General features: G+C 64.4%; 20 protein-coding genes. 11 read left to right on the top strand and 9 right to left on the bottom strand.

The features are described from left to right. The first annotated feature begins 6 nt into the window (after window positions 1-6). The 6 genes from HGK27_RS12605 to HGK27_RS12580 all read left to right on the top strand — a co-directional run bounded on the left by HGK27_RS12605 (window position 7) and on the right by HGK27_RS12580 (window position 6,389). The gene (locus HGK27_RS12605; RefSeq protein ID WP_206240986.1) at window positions 7-1,674 is read left to right on the top strand and encodes a TadE/TadG family type IV pilus assembly protein; all 1,668 of its coding nucleotides are present in this window, start codon (window positions 7-9) and stop codon (window positions 1,672-1,674) included. A gap of 181 nt (window positions 1,675-1,855) precedes the next feature. Next, window positions 1,856-3,250 (top strand): glycosyltransferase 87 family protein, encoded by a 1,395-nt coding sequence (locus tag HGK27_RS12600; protein WP_206240984.1) that lies wholly within the window; start codon window positions 1,856-1,858, stop codon window positions 3,248-3,250. A gap of 203 nt (window positions 3,251-3,453) precedes the next feature. Next, a complete protein-coding gene (locus HGK27_RS12595) occupies window positions 3,454-5,022 on the top strand; it encodes a tryptophan halogenase family protein (protein ID WP_206240983.1) in 1,569 nt (522 codons plus the stop codon). 79 nt (window positions 5,023-5,101) lie between these two features. Further along, window positions 5,102-5,599: an SRPBCC family protein gene (locus HGK27_RS12590; protein WP_206240982.1), complete on the top strand. Its 498-nt coding sequence runs from the start codon at window positions 5,102-5,104 to the stop codon at window positions 5,597-5,599. Beyond that, the gene (locus HGK27_RS12585; RefSeq protein ID WP_206240981.1) at window positions 5,599-6,006 is read left to right on the top strand and encodes an ArsR/SmtB family transcription factor; all 408 of its coding nucleotides are present in this window, start codon (window positions 5,599-5,601) and stop codon (window positions 6,004-6,006) included. The genes HGK27_RS12590 and HGK27_RS12585 overlap by 1 nt, the downstream gene beginning before the upstream one ends. Continuing rightward, the gene (locus HGK27_RS12580; protein WP_206240980.1) at window positions 6,003-6,389 is read left to right on the top strand and encodes a VOC family protein; all 387 of its coding nucleotides are present in this window, start codon (window positions 6,003-6,005) and stop codon (window positions 6,387-6,389) included. The genes HGK27_RS12585 and HGK27_RS12580 overlap by 4 nt, the downstream gene beginning before the upstream one ends. Here HGK27_RS12580 and HGK27_RS12575 read toward each other — a convergent pair. Next, on the bottom strand, window positions 6,386-6,838 hold the full coding sequence (locus HGK27_RS12575; RefSeq protein ID WP_241127108.1) for a MarR family winged helix-turn-helix transcriptional regulator: 453 nt from the start codon (window positions 6,836-6,838) through the stop codon (window positions 6,386-6,388). The two genes, HGK27_RS12580 and HGK27_RS12575, sit on opposite strands and share 4 nt — an antisense overlap. Before the next feature lie 61 nt (window positions 6,839-6,899). On the opposite strand from HGK27_RS12575, the gene HGK27_RS12570 reads away from it, so the two are divergent. After that, entirely contained in the window at window positions 6,900-8,426 is a 1,527-nt protein-coding gene (locus tag HGK27_RS12570) for an FAD-dependent oxidoreductase (protein WP_241127106.1), read from the top strand. Window positions 8,427-8,479: 53 nt separating this feature from the next. On the opposite strand, the gene HGK27_RS12565 is transcribed toward HGK27_RS12570, so the two are convergent. Continuing rightward, window positions 8,480-9,139 carry an HD domain-containing protein gene (locus HGK27_RS12565; RefSeq protein ID WP_206240977.1) on the bottom strand — a complete coding sequence of 220 codons (660 nt, stop codon included), beginning with the start codon at window positions 9,137-9,139 and terminating at the stop codon, window positions 8,480-8,482. A gap of 229 nt (window positions 9,140-9,368) precedes the next feature. On the opposite strand from HGK27_RS12565, the gene HGK27_RS12560 reads away from it, so the two are divergent. Further along, a complete protein-coding gene (locus tag HGK27_RS12560; RefSeq protein ID WP_206240975.1) occupies window positions 9,369-10,346 on the top strand; it encodes a GlxA family transcriptional regulator in 978 nt (325 codons plus the stop codon). 38 nt (window positions 10,347-10,384) lie between these two features. Here HGK27_RS12560 and HGK27_RS12555 read toward each other — a convergent pair whose 3' ends face one another. The 4 genes from HGK27_RS12555 to HGK27_RS12540 all read right to left on the bottom strand — a co-directional run bounded on the left by HGK27_RS12555 (window position 10,385) and on the right by HGK27_RS12540 (window position 13,329). After that, on the bottom strand, window positions 10,385-11,413 hold the full coding sequence (locus HGK27_RS12555) for an aspartate-semialdehyde dehydrogenase (RefSeq protein ID WP_206240974.1): 1,029 nt from the start codon (window positions 11,411-11,413) through the stop codon (window positions 10,385-10,387). 283 nt (window positions 11,414-11,696) lie between these two features. Further along, a complete protein-coding gene (locus HGK27_RS12550; protein ID WP_206240973.1) occupies window positions 11,697-12,029 on the bottom strand; it encodes a hypothetical protein in 333 nt (110 codons plus the stop codon). Window position 12,030: 1 nt separating this feature from the next. Beyond that, window positions 12,031-12,276: a hypothetical protein gene (locus HGK27_RS12545; protein WP_206240972.1), complete on the bottom strand. Its 246-nt coding sequence runs from the start codon at window positions 12,274-12,276 to the stop codon at window positions 12,031-12,033. A gap of 108 nt (window positions 12,277-12,384) precedes the next feature. Beyond that, window positions 12,385-13,329 carry a LysR family transcriptional regulator gene (locus tag HGK27_RS12540; protein WP_241127104.1) on the bottom strand — a complete coding sequence of 315 codons (945 nt, stop codon included), beginning with the start codon at window positions 13,327-13,329 and terminating at the stop codon, window positions 12,385-12,387. 167 nt (window positions 13,330-13,496) lie between these two features. On the opposite strand from HGK27_RS12540, the gene HGK27_RS12535 reads away from it, so the two are divergent. The 3 genes from HGK27_RS12535 to HGK27_RS12525 all read left to right on the top strand — a co-directional run bounded on the left by HGK27_RS12535 (window position 13,497) and on the right by HGK27_RS12525 (window position 17,115). Next, on the top strand, window positions 13,497-14,597 hold the full coding sequence (locus HGK27_RS12535; protein WP_206243132.1) for a glycoside hydrolase family 43 protein: 1,101 nt from the start codon (window positions 13,497-13,499) through the stop codon (window positions 14,595-14,597). A 13-nt stretch (window positions 14,598-14,610) separates the two neighbouring features. Continuing rightward, a complete protein-coding gene (locus tag HGK27_RS12530; RefSeq protein WP_241127102.1) occupies window positions 14,611-16,518 on the top strand; it encodes a sialate O-acetylesterase in 1,908 nt (635 codons plus the stop codon). 171 nt (window positions 16,519-16,689) lie between these two features. Continuing rightward, on the top strand, window positions 16,690-17,115 hold the full coding sequence (locus HGK27_RS12525) for a hypothetical protein (protein ID WP_206240971.1): 426 nt from the start codon (window positions 16,690-16,692) through the stop codon (window positions 17,113-17,115). Window positions 17,116-17,198: 83 nt separating this feature from the next. On the opposite strand, the gene HGK27_RS12520 is transcribed toward HGK27_RS12525, so the two are convergent. The 3 genes from HGK27_RS12520 to HGK27_RS12510 all read right to left on the bottom strand — a co-directional run bounded on the left by HGK27_RS12520 (window position 17,199) and on the right by HGK27_RS12510 (window position 20,021). Then, window positions 17,199-18,251, bottom strand: a complete 1,053-nt coding sequence (locus HGK27_RS12520; RefSeq protein WP_206240969.1) for a LacI family DNA-binding transcriptional regulator — start codon at window positions 18,249-18,251, stop codon at window positions 17,199-17,201. A 91-nt stretch (window positions 18,252-18,342) separates the two neighbouring features. Next, on the bottom strand, window positions 18,343-19,338 hold the full coding sequence (locus tag HGK27_RS12515; protein WP_206240967.1) for a cupin-like domain-containing protein: 996 nt from the start codon (window positions 19,336-19,338) through the stop codon (window positions 18,343-18,345). 5 nt (window positions 19,339-19,343) lie between these two features. Beyond that, window positions 19,344-20,021: a SapC family protein gene (locus HGK27_RS12510; RefSeq protein ID WP_206240965.1), complete on the bottom strand. Its 678-nt coding sequence runs from the start codon at window positions 20,019-20,021 to the stop codon at window positions 19,344-19,346. Window positions 20,022-20,256: the final 235 nt, after the last annotated feature.

Genomic DNA, 20,256 nt, shown 5'->3' with positions numbered 1-20,256 from the left:
CGTTCGATGCGCATGGCTTCCCTTCCGCTCTGGCCGCGCCTGACGGGGCTGATCGCGCGCCTGTGCCGCGATGAAGGCGGCAACGTGCTGATCCTTCTGGGCCTGTCGCTGATCCCGCTGACCTTCGCGGTGGGCTTCGCCGTGGATTATGTCCGGGCCGAGAGGATGCAGACCAAGCTGAACGCCATTGCCGATTCCGCCGCGCTGGTGGCAGTCTCTCCGGCCTATATCTCGAAAACCGATGCCGTCGCCGCTGCTGCCGCCCAGGCCAAATTCACCGCGCTGGCCAGCGGTCTGACCGGCGTGACCATCACCAGCCTTACCGCCACGGCGCCCACCACCTCCTCGGGCAGTCTGGCCGGAACGCGGGTCTCGACGGTGACCTACACCGCCACCTCCACCAATGTCTTCGCCGGCATTCTGGGGAAGGCCACGCTGCCCATCGGGGGCACGGCGGTGGCCGATGCCTCGCAGCCGCCCAGCATCAATTTCTATGTGATGCTGGACACCAGCCCATCGATGCTGCTGCCCGTGACGACCAGCGGCACCAGCTATCTGGCCAATGCGCTGATCAGCTCGACCTATTCCAAGGGCTGCGATTTCGCCTGCCATACCCAGCATTTCGAGAATATGGGCATGACGGTGACCGACAGCAGTTCGCGCGTGGTCTGGCTCGATTCCAGCACGGCGTCGAGCGGCTACAGCACCTATTATCTGGTCAACACCTCCACCAAGGTGGTCTATAATTCCTCAGGCACGCAGCTGGGCACCAGCGCCTCGATCAGCAGCAGCGCGGGCACGCTGACCTATAAGGCGACCACCACCTCTTCCTCGGGCAAGACCACCACATCGGGCAGCTCCACCACCATCAGCGGCATGTATGCCGACAGCTGGTGGCTGGCGCGCAATTTCGGCAAATTGTTCAGCTCTCCCACTTCGATCGAGCTGCGGATCGACGCGGAAACCACCGCTGCGCAAAATCTGATCACCTATGCCCAGACCATGGTGGCCAATTACACCTCCACCGCCCATCCGGTGGTCTACAAGATGCAGTTCTACCAGTTCAATTATGCCACCCCGCAGACCATCACCTCGGCGCTGACCGATGTGAATTCGCTCTCGTCCTCCTCGATCACCGATCTGGGGCTGAATGCGCCGCTGCTCTACAACAATGGCTACTGGACCAGTTCGAGCAAGGTGACGAATGATGAGGACAGCGATTTCACCACCATGTTCACCACGATCAACAGCGCCATGCCCGATCCAGGCGATGGCTCCTCCACCAGTTCGCCTCAGGAGGTGCTGCTGATCGTGACCGATGGCATGGCCGATATGGCCCTGTCAGGCAGCAGCTGCCAGACCAGCGGGCGCGCCTGCACCCAATTGCTGACATCGCATCTGGCGCAATGCACCACGATCAAGAACCGGGGCATCCGCATCGCCATTCTCTACACCGAATATCTGGCCTCCACGATCCAGGGCTTCGGCATTTCCTTCGCCAACACGGTGGCGACCACCAATGTGCCCTATATCGAAACCCAGCTGAAATCCTGCGCCTCGACCAATTCGGATGGATCGAAGCTCTATTACAAGGTTTCGGCTGACGACGATATTTCGACGGCGCTCAACCAGCTCTTCGCGACGGCGGTGCAGAATGCCTATCTGGCCAAATGAGCCGGGCCTGAAGGTTGCGGGCCTGCTCGCCCGCTGAAACATGGCTGCAATCTTCGGGAAAGTCCCGGGTAACATTTGCGGTGCAGGCGTCTTGTTTTGTGCTTGCGGCGTTGCGAAGGGAGGCATCCCATCCTAGCCATGACGCAGGCACGCCCGTTGGGGCGAGCGCCAAGGAGCGAGAATGGTCAAGGGTTTCAGGTCGATGGTGATGTGGCCGGGCTATCTGGGGCGCTGCCTGTTCCGCTATCGCCTGTATGAGCCGAAACGCGTCACTGCCGTTCTGGTGGCGATCATGGCGCTGCGCGGGTTGCTGGACGATCTGTATCATGCCTTCGGCGGCCCGGGCCGGTGGAGCATGTTTTTCGACCCCGCCGATCTTTTCGGCGATTTCGCGCAGGTGGCGCTGAACTACAAATTCCTGTTCACGCAGACGCTGTTGCACGGCAGTTACCGCTCATGGCCGCAGATTTTCCAGACCTATCTGCTGCACAGCAATTACAGCAATGCGGTGGAGAATCTGGCCAATCCCAACTCCCAGATCATCAGCACGCTGCACACGCCGCCCTTTGCCACCATGACCTATCTGCTGGCGGCCAGGGCGATGGATGCCACCAGCCCGCTGATCGTGATGATCGGCTTTGTGCTGGCCTATCTGCTGGGTGGTTTGCTGGTGGTGAGGGCCTTTGCGCGGATCTGCGCGCCCACGCCGCCGCGCGCCGTGGTCGGCTTTGCGGCTTTTGCGATGTGCCTGTCCTATCCGGCGATCTGGATGCTGACGCGGGCCAATGTCGCGGGCTTCGTCATGCTGCTGGTGTTCTTCTACCTGCTGACGGTGCAGAGCGGGCGCCACCGCTGGGCCGGCTGGCTGGCGCTGGGCGTGGCGCTGAACATGCGGCCCGAACCGGCGCTGCTGGTCCTGCTGGAACTGCTGAGCGATGCCAGCTGGCCGCGCAAGCTGCTGCGCATGGCGGTGCCGGGTCTGATCGCCCTTGTGGTGCTGGCGGTGAGCTACCATCAGGCCCATGCCATTTATCCCGATTACACGCCCGAGCATATCCGGCAGGGGATCGCGCTTTACAACCGTACCTATGCCAATGGCCATCTGGGCGATGACTGGAACGTGTCGCTGCAGATTTTTCCGCGCATGCTGCGCCGGCTGGCCGGGCTGGCCCCCCACTGGGATGTGGTCTCGCAGCAGGTGCTGTTCGCCGCCGGGGCGCTGGCGCTGATCTGGGGCACGCGCCGGGCGATGCAGCGCCAGCTGACATGGTTTGAATGGCTGTTTTTCCTCACGGCCCTGCCGCCCATGTCCTTGCCGGTGATGGGCTATTACCATCTCTCGCGCATCCTGCCGCTGATCGTGCTGCTGGTGCTGGATCTGGCGCGCAACCCGCCCGAGGCTGATGATCGCCGGCTGGTGCTGCTGGGGCTGTCGGGGCTGATCGCCTCGCCGTTGCTGAACCCCGATGCGCAGGGGCCGCTGGTGGCCGTGCTGCTGCTGACGGGATGCCTGTTTATCGTCTCTGGCCGCCGACAGCCGGTGACCAGACTGTCGATGGTGCCTGCGGCGGCCTGACGTTCAAACCGGTAGCGCCGCAGAGGCTTCCACTTCTGCCGGTGAAGTGCTGTTGACATCGATGTCAAAACAGGACAGATCACCCTCACACATGCTGGAAAGGCATGAACAGGGATCTGATGGATGTTATGGCATAGGCCTGCCGCAAGCCCGGCGCTTGCGGCTCTGACGATGTCCATATCGCCTCGAACGGAAAGACGGGCATGACAGAGACGCGCCATCTGGTGATCGTAGGCGGCGGCACGGCAGGCTGGATGACGGCGGCTTCGCTGGCGCAGGCGCTGCCGCGCGGCAGCTGGGCGATCACGCTGGTCGAATCCGCCGAAATCGGCATCATCGGCGTGGGTGAGGGCAGCTTTCCCACGCTGCGAGGCACGGTGGCAAGGCTGGGGCAGGGGCTCCCGGGCGGGGATGAGCGCAGCTTTATGCGCGCCGCCCGCGCCACCTTCAAACAGGGCGTGCGCTTTGTTGGCTGGGCGGGCAAGCCCACGCCGGGATCGCATGCCGACGATTACTTCCACCCCTTCGATCTGCCGCGCGACAATTTCGATGAACGCCTGCTGCCCTACTGGCTGGACAGCAGCGTCGATCCGCGCCGCCCCTCATGGGCAGGCTCGCTTTCGGTGCAGGAGGCGGTGATCCACGCGGGCCGCGCCCCGAAGCGCGCTCAGGACCCGGATTTCGCCGGGCCCCTCAACTATGCCTATCACTTCGATGCGACCTCGCTGGCGGCATGGCTGCGCCAGATGGCGCAGGCGCGCGGCGTGAAGCGTATCGAAACCACCATCGCCTCGGCCCGGCTGACCGAAGAGGGTCAGATCGCCGCCATTCTGCCCAGGGATGGCAGCCCGGAGATCGCCGGGGATTTCTTCATCGATTGCTCGGGTCTGGCCTCCATGCTGATCGGCGAGGCACTGGGCTCGCCCTTCGTGCCGGTGGGCGATGTGCTGCTCAACGATCGCGCCGTGGCCATGCAGATCCCCGATACGGAGCCTGGCCAACCCATTGCCCCCTACACGCAGGCCACGGCGCATGAGGCCGGCTGGATCTGGGACATTGCTCTGCCGGACCGGCGCGGCACCGGCTGCGTCTATTCCAGCGCCCATATGTCCGACGATGAGGCCGAGGCGACCATCCGCCGCTATGCCGGGCCTGCGGGCGACAAACTCTCCACCCGCCGCCTGCAATTCCGCACCGGCTATCGCGCGAAGCAGTGGATCGGCAATTGCGCCGCCGTGGGTCTGGCCGCCGGTTTCTTCGAGCCGCTGGAATCCACCGGCATCATGCTGATCGAGGTGGCGGCTCATCTGCTGGGCCAGATGCTGGCAGTGCCCTCCGACCCCGCCGTGATGGCCGCCAGCGCGCGCAGCTTCAACCGCACGATGGAAGCGCGCTTTGCCGCGATCACCGATTTCCTGAAGCTGCATTACTGCATCAGCCACCGCCGCGACACGCCCTATTGGCGCGACAACACCGACCCCGCCAGCTGGAGCGACACCCTGCGTGACCGCATCGAGCAATGGCGCCACCGCGTGCCATCCCGCTTCGATTTCGTGGTGGACCATGAGAGCTTCCTGCCGCCCAGCTGGGGTTACATCCTCAACGGCATGGGCTTTGAGACTCAGGCCGGGCGCGGCGCCATCGATGCCGATCCTGCCGAGGCCGGCAAGGTGCTCTCGGCGGTGGCGGCGCTGCACAAGGCCGCGCCTCAGGCCATTGCAACCTTGCCTGACCACCGTGCGCTGATCGATCTGATCCATAAGCCGCGCTGAAAGGCAGCCCTTCAGGCGCAACCGGAAGATTGCGCCTGAAGCCCGGTTGGGCTATCAGGAAGCAACCAGGAGGTTGCTTATGAACACCGATCAGGTCGAGAAGCAGGTGATCCTTCGTGCCTCGCGAGAGCGTGTCTGGCAGGCGATCAGTGATTCCGCTCAATTCGGAACATGGTTCGGCGTCGCCTTCGATGGGCCTTTCGTGGCGGGGCAGGAGATCGTCGGCAGGATCACGCCGACCACGGTCGACCCCGCTGTGGCCGCCTTGCAGGAGCCGCATCGCGGCACGGCCTTCAAGGTGTTTGTCGAGCGGATCGAGCCGATGCACAGTTTCGCCTTCCGCTGGCATCCCTTCGCCATCGACCCGGCCCATGACTATGAGGCCGAGCCCATGACGCTGGTGACCTTCACCCTGAGCGATGCCGAGGGCGGGGTGCTGCTCAGCATCACCGAGACCGGCTTTGACCAATTGCCGCTGGCCCGTCGGGCGATGGCCTGGCAGGCCAATGATGGCGGCTGGCAGCATCAGACAAGGCTGATCGAGCGCTATCTGGCGCTTGAAGCGGGTCAGGCCTGATGCCGGAGCCGGGTTCGGGCGGCTCATCACCTCCGCCCGATGCTGTCGCGATGTTCGCCGCGCTGGGCGAGCCCTTTCGCTGGGCGATCGTGGCGCGCCTGTGCGATGAGGGGCCGCTCTCGACCGTCATGCTGGGGGATGGCTGGTCCGGCCTGTCGCGTCAGGGGCTGACCAAGCATCTGCAGGTGCTGGAAGGGGCGGGGCTGGTCGACAGCATGCGCCTCGGGCGGCATCGCCAGTGGCAGGTTCGGGCGGATCGGCTGGCGATGGCCCGCGCCTGCCTCGATCAGGTGTCGCGGCAATGGGATCTGCGGCTGCAGCGCCTGCAAAGCTATGTCGAGGGCGCGCAGGATGAAACCTTGCAGGATGGCCCCCCCACGCGGCGGCCGCTATGGATACAGCCATGAGCAATCTGGCAACCGTCGAGATCAAGGCCTTCATCCCGGCGAAGGATTTCGATCTTTCGCGCCGCTTTTATGCCGATCTTGGCTTTGTCGAAGCATGGTCCTCCGATGATCTGGCCTATTTCCATGCCGGGCAGACCAGCTTCCTGCTGCAGCGTTTCTATCGGCAGGAGCATGCCGATAACTTTATGATGCATCTGCTGGTCGAGGACGTCGATGCCTGGTGGGGCCATGTCGAAGCGGCGCAGCTTGCGCTGCTTTATGGCGTGCGTGCCGCGCCGCCGGAAGACCGGCCATGGGGTATCCGCGATTTCACGCTGGATGATCCCAGCGGTGTGCTGTGGCGCATCGGGCAGAACATCCCGCAGGCTGTTTGGGAAGCCTAACGCATCAGATCGTCGGCAAATCGGCGCAGCAGGTGCCGCAGCTGATCGAGTTCAGGGTCGGTCCATGAGGCCAGAATGCGGTTGGCCAGCCTTTCCCGCGCGGCGTTCAGCGTATCGATCATGGCCTGGCCCCTGGCGCTGACGGTGGCTTCGCGCACCCGCTTGTCCCGCGCCGAGGCTTGGCGTTCGATCAGGCCCAGTTCTTCCAGTTTCGTCATCTGGCGGCTGACGGTGGTGTGATCCCGCCCGGTGCGGTCGGCCAGATCGACGACGCCGATCGGCCCATAGCGGCCAATGCGCGCCAGCAGCGGAAACAGGGCGCGATCCAGCGGAATCCCGGCCTCCTCGATCAGCCGGTCGTCGCGCCGGGGCCGGTTGATCTCATCGACCACATCGATGAGCGCGGCATGGAGGCCACGCAGGATGTCGCAATTGTGTGCATTATTCACGCTTTTTCTTGCCTCATCATGCGGCGGAATATATGTGCATAATACACATTGATTCGCGGAGATGCCAATGTCTTTCGACACGCCAAAGAGTTTCGACACCGATGTCCTGATCTGCGGCGCCGGTGCCGCGGGGCTGGCGCTTGCCATCGATCTGGCGCGGCGCGGCATCGCCTTCATGCTGATCGAGCAAAACGCAAAGCCTTTCGGAGGATCGCGCGGCAAGGGCATCCAGCCCCGCACGCTGGAGGTTTTTGAGGACCTTGGTCTGGTCGATCGGCTGGCGGCGGCGGGGGCGCCCTATCCGCCGCTCCGGCAGTATCGTCAGGATGGCACCACGGAGGAATCCCTGCTGACGGGCGAAGAGGTCTCGCCAAGCCCGTCCGAGCCCTATGCTGCCCCGCTGATGATCGCCCAGTTCCGCACCGAAGCCGTGATGCGCGAGAGGCTGGCCGAATTGGGCCACCGTCCGCAGTTCGGACGGCGGTTGGCCGGGTTCGAGCAGGATGCGGATGGCGTCTCGGCCCTTATCGAGGATGCGCAAGGTGAGTATGCTGTCCGCGCCCGCTATCTGATCGGAACCGATGGTGGACGCAGCTTTGTGCGGCATGCGCTGGGCATCGGCTTTCCGGGCGAGACGCTGGGCGTGCGGGCGCTGGTCGCCGATGTGCGACTGGAAGGGCTCGACCGGCTGGCGTGGCATCGCTTCCAGATCGGCTCCCCCGCCACGCAGCTGATGGCCTGTCCGCTGGCGGGCACGGATCTGTTCCAGTTGCAGGGACCGGTGCCGCTGGAAGGCGATGTGGACCTGTCTGCCGCCGCCCTGACCAGCCTGATCGCTCAGCGCACCGGGCGCGGCGACATTGTGGTGCGGGATGTGTCCTGGGCCTCGGCCTATTCGATGAACGCAAGGCTGGCGGATCGCTATCGCGTCGGGCGGGTGTTTCTGGCAGGCGATGCGGCGCATACCCATCCGCCGACGGGCGGGCAGGGGCTCAACACCAGCGTGCAGGATGCCTATAATCTGGGCTGGAAGCTGGCGGCGGTGATCGCTGGAGCTCCGGAGGCCCTGCTCGACACCTATGAGGAAGAGCGGCGCCCCATCGCGGCGGGCATGCTGGGGCTGGCGACGCGACTGCTGGGCGAGGCCAAGCAAGGCACGATGCGCCGTGACCGTGAGGCGCGCCAGCTCGATCTGGGCTATCGCGCATCGTCTCTGTCACGGCCGTCCCGCCTCAACGACCTGCGGCTTCAGCCGGGCGACCGCGCGCCCGATGCGCCATGCCGGGGGCGGGCTGGCCAGCCGATGCGTTTGTTCTCGGTGTTTGCCGGGCCGCATTGGACCTTGCTCGGTTTCGATGCCGTGGAGCGCCCCGTGCCGCGCGCGGGCTTGCGCATCGCGGTGATCGGGGATGGGGGCGATCTGGTCGATGAGGGCGGGCATATCGCCGGCGCCTATGGGCTGGCCGCCGGTCAATGGGCGCTGGTGCGACCCGATGGCTATCTGGCTGCGCTGGTCGAGACCGACGAGCTGGATCAGGCGCTGCGGGCCTTTTTCGAGGATGGACCAGCCACATCCTCCCTCGCGTGATCATGCGCCACAGATGGCTGGCTGCCCGTAAGGCAGCCAGCCATCTCACCCGTTCAGGCCGCCCAGCGTGACTGGCGGATCACGCTGCAGAAATTGCCCTTGTGGAAATGGGGCTGCTTGTCGGCGATGACATCGCCCTTCACATTGCCGAACGTCGTGTCCGGCTTGTGCTTGATGCCGTCATAGAAGGCCTGAATGATGTCCTCCTTGAAGTTGGGCGTGCGCGGAAAGGCCGCCACCACCGCCTCGCGGACATCGTCAGCATATTGGCCATAGGTCAGGCCCAGCACATCCATCTCGACGCCCGCGGTGGTGAGCGCAATCACCGGATGCATGAACTCTGGCACGCCCGGCGTGGTGTGCAGGGCAATGGCTGTCCACACCGTATCGAGATCATATTGACCGATGCCATGGCTGCTCAGGAAGCTGCGTGCGGCATCCGCGCCATCCACCTCGAAACGGTGATCGTGGCTGCTGTGATCCGGCATCAGCCCCATGTCGTGGAACATGGCGGCGGCATAGAGCAGCTCGGCATCGAAGCTGAGCCCGCGCTGCTTGCCCGCCAGAGCGCCGAAGAGATAGACCCGGCTCGAATGGTTGAACAGAAGATCGGTTTCAGTGTCGCGCACGAACTGCGTGATCGCGCGGGCCAGCGTGCTGTCGGGGATGGTGATGCCGTCGATGCTAGAGGGGATTGTCTGATGGGAAGCCATTGTCGTCTCCGTGGCAGGCGCGGGTCCTCGCGCCCGGGAATGGGCGGCAGCCGCGTGGTGGAAGCAGGTGCCGAGGCCGGAGGCGGTGCATCAGGGACGGGGGAGAGCCTCTGGTCTCGACACCCATTCTATGCGACGGGCATGGCCAGCGCCGCAACCGGAGCGAGGCCGGAGATCCTGCCAAAACCCCCTCGGTTTCCGCCTGAGCATGTTTGAGGAAAAACAGGCCATGAGCACAAGATCGGTTGCCCTGATCATTCACGATGGTGTGCAGGCGCTCGATGTGGCCGGGCCGCTCGATGTCTTTGCCGAGGCCAACAGCTTTATCGCGCCGCAGGACCTTTACGAGATCACGGTGATCGGCGCGGAGAGGTGCCCGATGCGCGCCTCCAACGGATTGTCCATGACGCCCGATCTGGATTTCGCGGAAGCCACGATGGCGTTCGATACCGCGCTGGTCGCGGGCGGCCCGGCGCTGCCGGACAGGCCGAAGGACAGCGCCATGAGCGCATGGCTGTGCGATTGGGGAACGCGGGCCAAGCGCTATGGCTCGATCTGCACGGGCGCTTTTGCGCTGGGGCGGGCAGGGCTGCTCGATGACCGCAGGGCGACCACCCATTGGCAGGTCGCCTCACAGCTTGCCGCCATGTTTCCCAGAGCGACGGTCGAATTCGATCGCATCTATCTGCGCGACGGGCCGCTGGTGACCTCGGCAGGCGTGACGGCCGGGATCGATCTGACTCTGGCGCTGGTGGCCGAGGATCATGGCGCGGAGGTGGCTCTCTCCTGCGCCAGGCGGCTGGTGGTGGCGGCGCAGCGGCAGGGCGGGCAATCGCAGTTCAGCCCTTATCTGGTGCCGCAATCGCCGCCCGAGTCCCCTCTGGCACGGGTGCAGGCCTATGTGCGGGACCATGTGCAGGAGGCTTTCCCGGTTGAGCGGCTGGCCGGGATCGCTGGCACCAGCCCGCGCAGTCTGGCGCGGATGTTCACGCAGGAATTGTCGCTCACCCCTCACGATTTCGTGGAAGGGGTGCGCATCGACTATGCGCGCAATCTGCTGGAGGGGACCAGCAAGCCGCTCAAGCTGGTGGCTTTCGAATGCGGCTTCGGCAGTGCCGAGCAGATGCGTGTGGTGTTTCAGAAACGGCTGGGCGTCAGCCCGGCGGCCTATCGCGGCAGTTTTCGTCTGGAGGATGGCGGAGCGTGATGAAAGGGGCCCGGCTCTATGGCCGGGCCCCTCACACATCAGGCGATCAGCGCTTCGGCGATCTGCACCGCGTTCAGTGCCGCGCCCTTGCGCAGATTGTCACCGGCAACGAACAGCGCCAGACCATGCGCCACGGTGGGATCGCGGCGCACGCGGCCCACGAAGACCGGGTCCTGACCTGTGGCTTCCAGCGGGTTGGGCACTTCGGTCACCACCACGCCGGGCGCCACGCCCAGCAGTTCGAGCGCGCGCTCGGGGCTGATCGGGCGCTCGAACTCGGCGTTGATCGACAGCGAATGGCCCGTGAAGACCGGCACGCGCACGCAGGTGCCCGAGACCAGCAGGTCAGGCAGCTCAAGGATCTTGCGGCTTTCGTCGCGCAGCTTGATCTCTTCCTCGGTGTAGCCGTCCTCGACATAGACGTAGTTCAGCGGCACGACGTTATGCGCGATCGGCACAGCCCACTTTTCGGCGGCGGGCAGCAGCGCCTCATGGCCGCCGGTGGACAGCTCGCGGGCGCGGTCGCCGACATGGGCGATCTGGCGCGAGAGCACATCGATGGCCTCCACGCCGCCGCCCGAGACGGCCTGATAGGTCGAGACGGTCAGGCGCTTCAGGCCCGCTTCCTCATGCAGCGGGCGCATCACCGGCATGGCGGCCATGGTGGTGCAGTTGGGGTTGGCGACGATGCCCTTGGGCAGATTGGCCAGCGCATGGGGGTTCACCTCGGCGACCACCAGCGGCACTTGCGGGTCGCTGCGCCAGGCCGAGGAATTGTCGATCACAATCGCGCCCGCTGCCGCCACCCTGGGCGCCAGTTCCTTCGAGGTCGAGCCGCCCGCCGAGAACAGCACCACATCGAGGCCCGCATAATCGGCGGTGGCGGCATCCTCCACGGTGATGCCATCGACCACCTTGCCCGCCGAGCGCGCCGAGGCGAACAGGCGCAGCGAGGCGAGGGGGAAATTGCGCTCGGCCAGGATCTCGCGGATCATCGAGCCGACAAGGCCGGTGGCGCCGACGATGCCGACATTGAGCTTCTGGCCGGGGGTGAAGGCATGAACCATGGTATACTCCTGTCAGGTGAGGAGCAGCGCGAGGTTCATGTGTTCCTTAAGGAAAACCCCGCCTGCCTGAGTGCGGGGAAAGTGTCCGGTGAGCTGTTTCGTTTAGCTGCACACCCGCGACACCGTCCGCACGGAGGCGGTCGGTTTCGGGGTAATAATCATGATGGGCTTCACGAACATGAGGCGCCCTTAGCCGGGGAATTTTGCGCTGTAAATGGAATTGTGTCTGTGATGCGCCGGAAAGGCAAGATTCAGGCAGCGATGCTCAAATCACGCGCAATTTTCAGTTGGGCCGGGCTGTAATGCCCCTTTGCAGCATGGTGGTTGCCAACCCATCGCTTCTTTCATCGCCCATCAGCGTGAAGGTGCAGAAGTTGCGCAGCATCTCCAGACGCGGATTGGCGAGCTGGCGCGGTTCCTCGATATCGCCCAGGAACCAGTGCCACAGGCGGCTGCCGGTCGAGCGCATGGCCATGCTGCGCCAGCCTTCCGTGCGGGCAAGATGCACCACCCGCAGCGAGAGCGGATCGAGCGCGTCCTCGGTGACGATCGGGGTGTTGTCGTTCGAGTCGTTGTCGGCGATCTCAAAGGTTTCGTGATGGGTGAAGTCGAGCATCTCAGTGCCTCCCGCCATGGCCGGCAAACAGCGAGCCCACCGAAAGGAAGGCGATCACCGGCGCCAGCGCCGCCATCACCAGATCATCCGAGGAGCGATAGACCGCCTGAAAGATCACACTGCCCAGTGCCACCACCACCAGCGCGAGCAAGCTCTGCTCCATGGCCTGATGAGTGCGTGCCGGATGCACGGCAGCCCGGGCGGCCGGATGGCGTGGTTGCCGGGGGGAAGGGGGCGGGTTGATCATGGGGCGTCTGCCGGTGTGTTGTTGAACCGGCACCGCATATGAACCTGCGTTGACCAAAGCGCCAAGACCGTTTGGAACCGCGGTCCATATCCTGATGGTATGGACCGCTCACGCCGCGTCGGGATCGCCCATTCTGGCGCGCACAACATCGGGCACGGATCGGCCCCATTCCGCGTAAAGCTGGGCGCAGGTGCGGTACATCATCCGCAATTCGTAGGAATTGTCGCCCTCGCGGTGATAGAGGATGATCGGTGCGCTCATCGGCTGGCGGATCGGGCGGAAGCGGATCTCCGGGCGCTCCATCAGCCGCGCCGATTCCGGCACGATGCAGGCCCCCATGCCTGCCGCCACCAGGATCAGCGCGGTCTGCATCTCACGCACTTCCACCGTTTTGGGCAGATGCAGGCCATGGTCGCGGCATTGCGACAGGATCAGATCGGCATAGGAGGGGCTCTGATCCTTGGGATAGACGATCAGCGGCACCTCCTCCAGCAGGCGCAGGTCGGCGGGGCCTTCCTCCAGCGCCTGCGGGTGGTCGATGGGCAGGGCCAGCAGCATGGGTTCATCGCGCAGCACCTCGCGGGCCAGCGAGTCATCGTCGATCCGCACGCGGCCCAGCGCGGCATCGATCCGGCGGTCTTTCAGCGCGGCGATCTGCTCCAGCGTGGTCATCTCGCTGAGCGTGACCTCGACATCGGGGGCGAGCAGCCGATAGCGGCGGATCATATCGGGCAATTGCGCGTGAAAGGCCGAGGGGATCAGCCCCAGCACCAGCCGCCGCCGTTCCGCCGCGACGAATTGGCGCATGGTGAGGGCCATCTGCTCCATGCGCTGGTCGATCTGCATGCCCTGCTCGAACAGCAGCCGCCCCGCCGGGGTGAGTGCCAGCGGACGGGCCTCGCGGTCGAAGAGGGGGGTGCCGATATCGGCTTCCAGCTCCTGAATGCGCTTGCTGAGCGGGGGCTGCGCCATATGCAGCGCCTCGGCGGCCCTGGTGAAGCTGCGCGCGCCGGCCACGGCAAGGAAATAGCGAAGGCGTCGGGCATCGATCATCAGGCTGGCCATTCGGATAGGGGTGGCGGCAGGCTAGCATGGAAGCGGGGCCGCCGTCGCGGGCCATTGCAGGGCGTGATTTCCGCATTGCCGAGGCTGTCAGATGAGGTCATAAGATAGCGCTACCAAAACGATCAATCACAAGAATGACGGAATCGAGGATGACGATGATGAAAGGGACCTTCGCCCCCCTTTGCACAGTTGCGGCTGCCGCCCTGCTGCATGCTGCCGCAGCCCATGCCGAGGAGCAGACAGGCGCCCCCGCCAGCGCTTTCCGCGATCAGCCGCTGGTCAGCAGCCTCTACACCGCCGATCCTTCGGCTCATGTGTTCGGCGGCAAGATCTACGTCTATCCCTCGCATGACGTGCCCACCAGCATTCCCGACGACGATCTGGGCAATGAATATGCCATGCGTGACTATCGCGTGCTGCGCATGGACCGCATCGGCGGCCCGGTGACGGTGGGCGGTGTGGCGCTGGATGTGAAGGATGTGCCCTGGGCCTCCAAGCAGATGTGGGCGCCCGATGCGGCCTATCGCAAGGGCACCTATTACCTCTATTTCCCCGCGCGCGACAAAAGCCGGGACAAGGACGGGCTGGGGACCTTCCGCATCGGCGTGGCCACTTCGACCAGCCCGATGGGGCCGTTCAAGGCTGAAAAGACGCCGATTGCCGGCAGCTTCTCGATGGACCCCGCCGTCTTCACCGATGCCGACGGCAAGAGCTACATGTATTTCGGCGGCATCTGGGGCGGCCAGTTGCAGCGCTGGGCCAGCGGTCGCTTCGACCCCAAGGGGTCCAACACCGATCTGATGCGCGACGATGCGCCTGCGCTCTCGGGCAAGGTGGTCCGCATGGGCGAGGATATGAAGAGCTTCGCCGAAAAGCCGCGCGATGCCGTCATCCTTGATGAGCAGGGCAAGCCGGTGCTGGGCGGTGACCATGAAAAGCGCTTCTTCGAAGCCTCATGGATGTTCCGCAAGGATGGGAAATATTATTACACCTATTCGACCGGCGACACGCATTTCATCAATTACGCCATTGGCGACAATCCCTACGGCCCCTTCCATTACAAGGGGCATATCCTCAAGCCGGTGCAGGGCTGGACGACGCATCACTCGATCGTCGCGTGGCAGGGCCAATGGTGGCTGTTCTATGCCGACACCCAGCTTTCCAACCGCAACCATCTGCGCAATGTGAAGGTGACGCCGCTGACCTTCAACCCGGACGGCACGATCCAGACCATCGACCCGATGAAGGCCAAGTAGGATGAGCGGGGGGATGCGTTGCACCGCTTTGATGGCCGGTTTTGTGCTGACCTCCATGCCCGCGCATGCGGCAGAGGCGGGGCTGGCACTGGCGCCGATCTGGGGCGATCATGCCGTGATCCAGCGCGACCGCCCCATTATGGTGGAAGGCTGGACCGCTCCCAAACGCGCCGTTTCGGCCAGCTTGGGTGAGGCGCATGCCTCCGGCACCAGCGATCCCTCCGGCCATTTCGCGCTGCGCTTTCCTGCGCGCCCGGCCAGCGATGCGGGCGTGACGCTGACGGTGTCCGCAGGCTCTGACACGGCAAAGGCCAGCGATCTGCTGGTGGGCGATGTCTGGCTCTGTTCGGGGCAGTCGAACATGGAATATCCGGTGGCCCGCGCACTCAACGGCCCCGGCGAGGTGGCGGCGGCAGGCGATGGTGGTTTGCGTCTGCTGACCGTGCCCAAGACCATCGCCATGCAGCCCCGGACCAGCTTTGGCGGGCCGGTAAGCTGGGCGGCGAGCAGCCCGCAGACCGCCGCCAATTTCTCGGCGGCCTGTTATTTTATGGCCCGCGATTTGCGCAAGGCGCTGCATGTGCCGATCGGGGCGATCCACTCCAGCTGGGGCGGATCGCAAGCGCGCGCATGGCTGAGTCCGCAAGCGGGGCTGAAGCTTTATGGTGCCGAGGATATGGCCATGCTGCAGGCCTTCGCGCGTGACAAGCTCGATGCCGTCAGCCGCTTCGCGCCGCGCTGGCAGGAATGGTATCGCGGTGCCACCCGGGGTTCCGAGCCATGGCGCCAGCCCGACAGTCTCGCTTGGAGCGCCGTGCCGAAGATCTCGGGCTGGCTGGGCTGGGAGGGCACGCCTCTGGCCACCAAGGCGACGGGCACCATCTGGCTGCGCCGCCAGATCACCCTGACACCGGAACAGGCCGCCGCCGGAGCCGCGCTGAAACTGGGCGTGCTGGACGATATGGATATGACATTCGTCAACGGCCATCCGGTGGGCAACAGCTTCGGCTGGGATTACGAGCGGGACTACGCGGTTCCGCCCGCCTATCTGCATCCCGGCGTCAATGAGATCATGGTCGCCGTGACCAACAGCTATGCCGATGGCGGCTTCCAGAGCAAACCCGAGGTGCTGCTACTGGCCATCAAGGGCGGCGCATCCATTCCGCTGGCCGAGGGCTGGCGCTTCAGCATCTCCGGCGCGCAGACCTATCCGCCTCGCGCGCCATGGGACGCCAATGGCGGGATCGGGGTGATGCACAATAACATGATCGCGCCGCTGGGGGCCTTGGCGCTGAAGGGCGTCGCCTGGTATCAGGGCGAGAGCGATGTCGATGAGCCCGGTTATCGTCAGCGCCTGTCCGCCCTGATCGATGGCTGGCGCGGCCAGTTCGGCACGGATGTGAGGGTGCTGGTGGTGCAACTGGCCAATTATGGTCCGGTGCAGAAGGGGGCGGTGGCCTCCAACACGGCCCGTCTGCGTGATGACCAGCGTTTTGTGGCGGCGCAGGCCCCGGGCGCGGCGCTGGTCACCGCGATCGACCTTGGCGAGAGCAGCGACATCCACCCGGCCAACAAGGAAACGCTGGGGGACCGATTGGCGCTGGCAGCGCGCGGTGTGCCCATGCCGATGCCGCTCTCGGCGCAGCGCGAGGGCAGCGCCATCCGCCTGCGCTTCAGCGGTGTGGAAGGCGGGCTTCACGCTTGGAGCGGCGTCGGGCCTTTGGGTTTCGAACTGTGCGGGCACGATGGCCGCGATTGCCGTCTGGTTGCCGCGACGGTCGAGGGTGACAGCGTGCTGCTGCCCGACGCGGGCGATGCGGAGGTGGTGCGCTACGCCTGGGCTGATAGTCCGCGGGTCAATCTCTATGATGGACGCGATCTGCCGGTGCCGGGGTTCGAAATGGCGGTGACGGATCGGTAAAAGGGGCCTCCGGCGGGCAAAGGGCCATCGCCCTTTGCAATCCCTTTAGTGTCTGCCTTGTGCTTCAGATTGAGGTTGAACGCTGTTTGGCTGCTTTTGAAGGCTGCTGCGCAGCAGGGGAAGGGAGGCTTGGTTAGGGGGGACGGGCCTTATCTATGTTATGAAGGCAGGATGATAAATTTCCTGATTGCATTGCTCTATGCTTCGACTGCTCCCGTAACCGGCGCTCCCGTTACACATGGTGGTTGGGAGTATTTTCAAAAGCACTGCATGCCGTTGCCCAATCACTGGCGCAAGCAAGGGTGCGAAAATGGCGAACTGATGGTCGCTAATCTTTTGAAAATTGGAAATAACAAGACATACTGGAACGGGGCTCAGGTCAGCGAACACATGTTAGAAAGCTATCTCGTACAAAGCCGCCAGCTGACTCCTTCAGCGGCAATCGTGCTGATAATCGATGCCAGAACATCCCAATTTACCGCGAATCGATACCGGAGATTGATTGAAAGACGCTACGGATGTGACCTTGAAAGCACTTGCGTGGAATATTCAGCATCGGCTTGGAAGACTGCACACTCCCGATGGAAGGCCCGCTAAGTTATCGGCTCCGGTCAGGCCGCTGTTGACGAAATATTTCGCCAACCGGCCGTGCAGACCCGCTCGCACGATGCGCGCGTTGCTTAGGGTAAAAGCTCGGCATCGGAATCGCGCTTCACCAGTTCATAATCCAGCACCTTGTGCTGAACCGCTGACCTGTCGGCGCCGCGTTCCGCGCGGATGCGCTCGACCAGCAGGTTCAGCGCGGTGCAGGCCATGGCATGGATCGGCTGGCGCACGGTGGTCAGTTCAGGCCAGATCTTCGTGGCGATCGCCGTATCGTCGAAGCCGCAGACGGTCAGGTCTTGCGGCACCTCCAGATGCTGGCGCTGGGCCGCTGCCACGCAGCCTGCCGCCATATCATCGTTGGAAGCGAAGATGGCCGTGGGCGGAGCAGCCAGCTCCAGCAGCGCGGCGGCCCCATCGAAGCCCGAGCGATAGGTGAAACTGCCCTGCCTCACCAGATCCTCTTCCACCGCCAGTTGCCCTGCCGCCATGGCATCGCGAAATCCGGAAAGGCGCAACCCACTGGCCGACTGATGCGGGTTGCCGATGATAAAGCCGATCCGGCGATGGCCCAGCGCCATGATATGGCGGGTCATATCATAAGCGGCCTGATAATCGTCGATCATCACCGCGTCGTGATGCGGGTCGGCCTGCCCCGGGCCGATCTGCACGGCGCGCACCTTCAGCCCATGCAACAGGTCCAGCAGCGCCTTTTCGTCGCAGAGCGGCGGAGGCAGCAGAAAGCCGTCGATCCCGCCGGCCATCTGCCGTTTGACGACCTTTTCCTCATCCTCGCCAAAGGCGCAGCGCTCCACCACCAGATGGACATCGGCGCGGCTGGCTTCATCGAGGCAGCCCAGCAACAATTCGCTCAGATAGGCCGCCGAGGGGTTGGTGTAGAGCAGGGCAATGCGGATCTGCCCCGCGCCCGCCAGACTGCGCGCCGCGCGGTTGGGGGCGTAATTCAGCGCCTTGATCGCGGCCTCCACCGCCTCGCGCGCTTCGGTGCGCACGCTGGGGTGACCGTTGATCACCCGGCTGACCGTCATGGGAGAGCATTGCGCAAAACGGGCGACGTCACTGACCGTCGGACGCCCGGAGTGCCGACGATTGGATTTCTTTTCTGACATCGTGACTCACCGTTTCCCTGCGCCTGTCTATCGCGGCGGGGAAAGGGAAAGCAAGTTAAGCTCTTGTCCGACTTATACTTTGGAACATGGCCTAGCTGCCGCGCAGCTCCCGCATGATGGTGGCGCGGATGCGGCCATAGGCGGCGCGATCAATCTGGCGCAGGATACCGCGCTGCTCCTCGGGCAGATGGGCGAGGGGGTGACCCTCGGCGCGGAAGACGTAATGTTCGAAAAAGGCGCGGAAGGCGTCGCGTTCGGCCTGAGGGCGTTCGGCAATGGCGATCATCGCCAGCAGCATGGAGAGCATTGGCGCGTCTGGCCCGATGGCATGGGCATCCCACCAGTAATTGACCATCATGTTGAAGGGCGTTTCGGCCTCGACCTGATGCCACCACAGTTTGGGCAGATAGAGCGCATCGCCCGGGGCCAGATCGGCGGTCAGGGCCTTGGCCTGCGCCCTGGCGAAGCGGGGGTGGCGCCCGGTGTCCGGCGTGGCGAGGCTGATCGGCTGGCCCGCCAGCGTATGGTCGATCGGGCCGATGTAGAGGTCGCTGATGGCCTCGGGTGGATAGAGGGTGAAGCGGCGGCGGCCCGCCACCACGCAGGCCAGATTGTCCACCGCATCATAATGGCAGGCGATGCGCGAGGCGGTGCCGATCCACAGCCGCGAGTCGACGCCGGGTGGCAGCAGATTTTGCGGATTGGCTGCGCTGAAACCGGGCAGATAGGCGGCGATGGGCAGCGAGCCCATATAGGCCGAGCCCAGTGCGGGCTCTTCCACCCGCGCCAGAATGGCATCAAGTGCGCTCTCCACCGTGGCGGGGATGCGGGTGAAGTTGAAGCCCGCCAGATCTTCGCCGTAGAAGTAGCGCCCGCCCGCTGCATCGGCGGTGAAGAGTTCGGCCTGCTGCTGGTTGGCGAAGCTGCGCAGATGGGTGCTGAGCGCTTCGGGCGACTGCGCGGCGGCGTGACAGGTGGGCCAGTCCGCCACCAGCCCCCGCAGCACCATGGGCTGGCCTGCGGCGGTCAGCGCAGCGAGATCGACGGGTTGACGGGCATCGATCTCGGGCACGGGCGAGGGTGGCATAAGGCTTAAAGCCGCGCGTTGCGGCGTTGGGCCAGCACGGAAACCTGCCGCTGCGAGGCCTGAATGCACAGCGCCGCCGCCAGATGACCGTTGCGGAACAGGCGCAGCACGTCGCCGTCTTCCAACTCCTGAAGCGCATCGAGGCTGACGGTGTAGAGGCCTTCCAGAGTCAGCTTCTGCCCATCGTCGAAGCTCAGCGTGATGCCGACAGGCTCGATGAGGCGCAGCGCCACCATCTCGCGGATGAAGGCGGCGGTGGCCTCTTTCCCCGAAACCAGCATGCCGATCGAGCGCTGGATCAGCCGGGTTTCATCTGTCGGCTCGCCGCTCGACTCGAAGAGGGGCACCGCAGCGCCCGGGCCGAAGCGGGGATGCGCCAGATCGACGGCCATATGCTCGCCATCGATGAAGAAGCCTTGTCGCACCATTTCAAGGGGGAGGAACTGCGCCTGGCCCTTTTCCGCCCCTTCCACCAGCAGTTCGCCCGGGGTGAAGCCGAAGAGGGCGACCACATTGAACCGCCCCGTCTCGGGCTCCTTCACGAAGAACAGCGGGCAGCAGGTGGCGGCATGCGCGAACTCGCCGATCACCACCTGCACGCAATGGGGATGATCGGGCAGGGCGGCATGCATATGCAGGTCGCGATGCTGGTGCGTGTTGAGAATTTCCATCTGTTTCAGCACGATCTCTCTCCCTGTTCATGGCTTGTTGGCGCCATCTTGTCTGGGGTTGGGCCCAGGATACAGCAGTGACAGTCGGCGGCAACTGTGCACTGGCGGCAACAGTAAAACCTGTCCTTAATTGTCCCTGAAAATATCTCTTGATAGCGCTACCTTCTTCCCCTAACAAGTCAATCACAATGCGTCGAAGCAGGCGTAACAGGAAGAGGGATGCACTCCGTAAGAGTGCGGACATAAG

Origin of the sequence: Novosphingobium terrae (assembly GCF_017163935.1) — a bacterium.
GTDB classification, from domain to species: Bacteria; Pseudomonadota; Alphaproteobacteria; order Sphingomonadales; family Sphingomonadaceae; genus Novosphingobium; species Novosphingobium terrae.
This window is presented reverse-complemented; position numbering and strand designations above follow the sequence as displayed.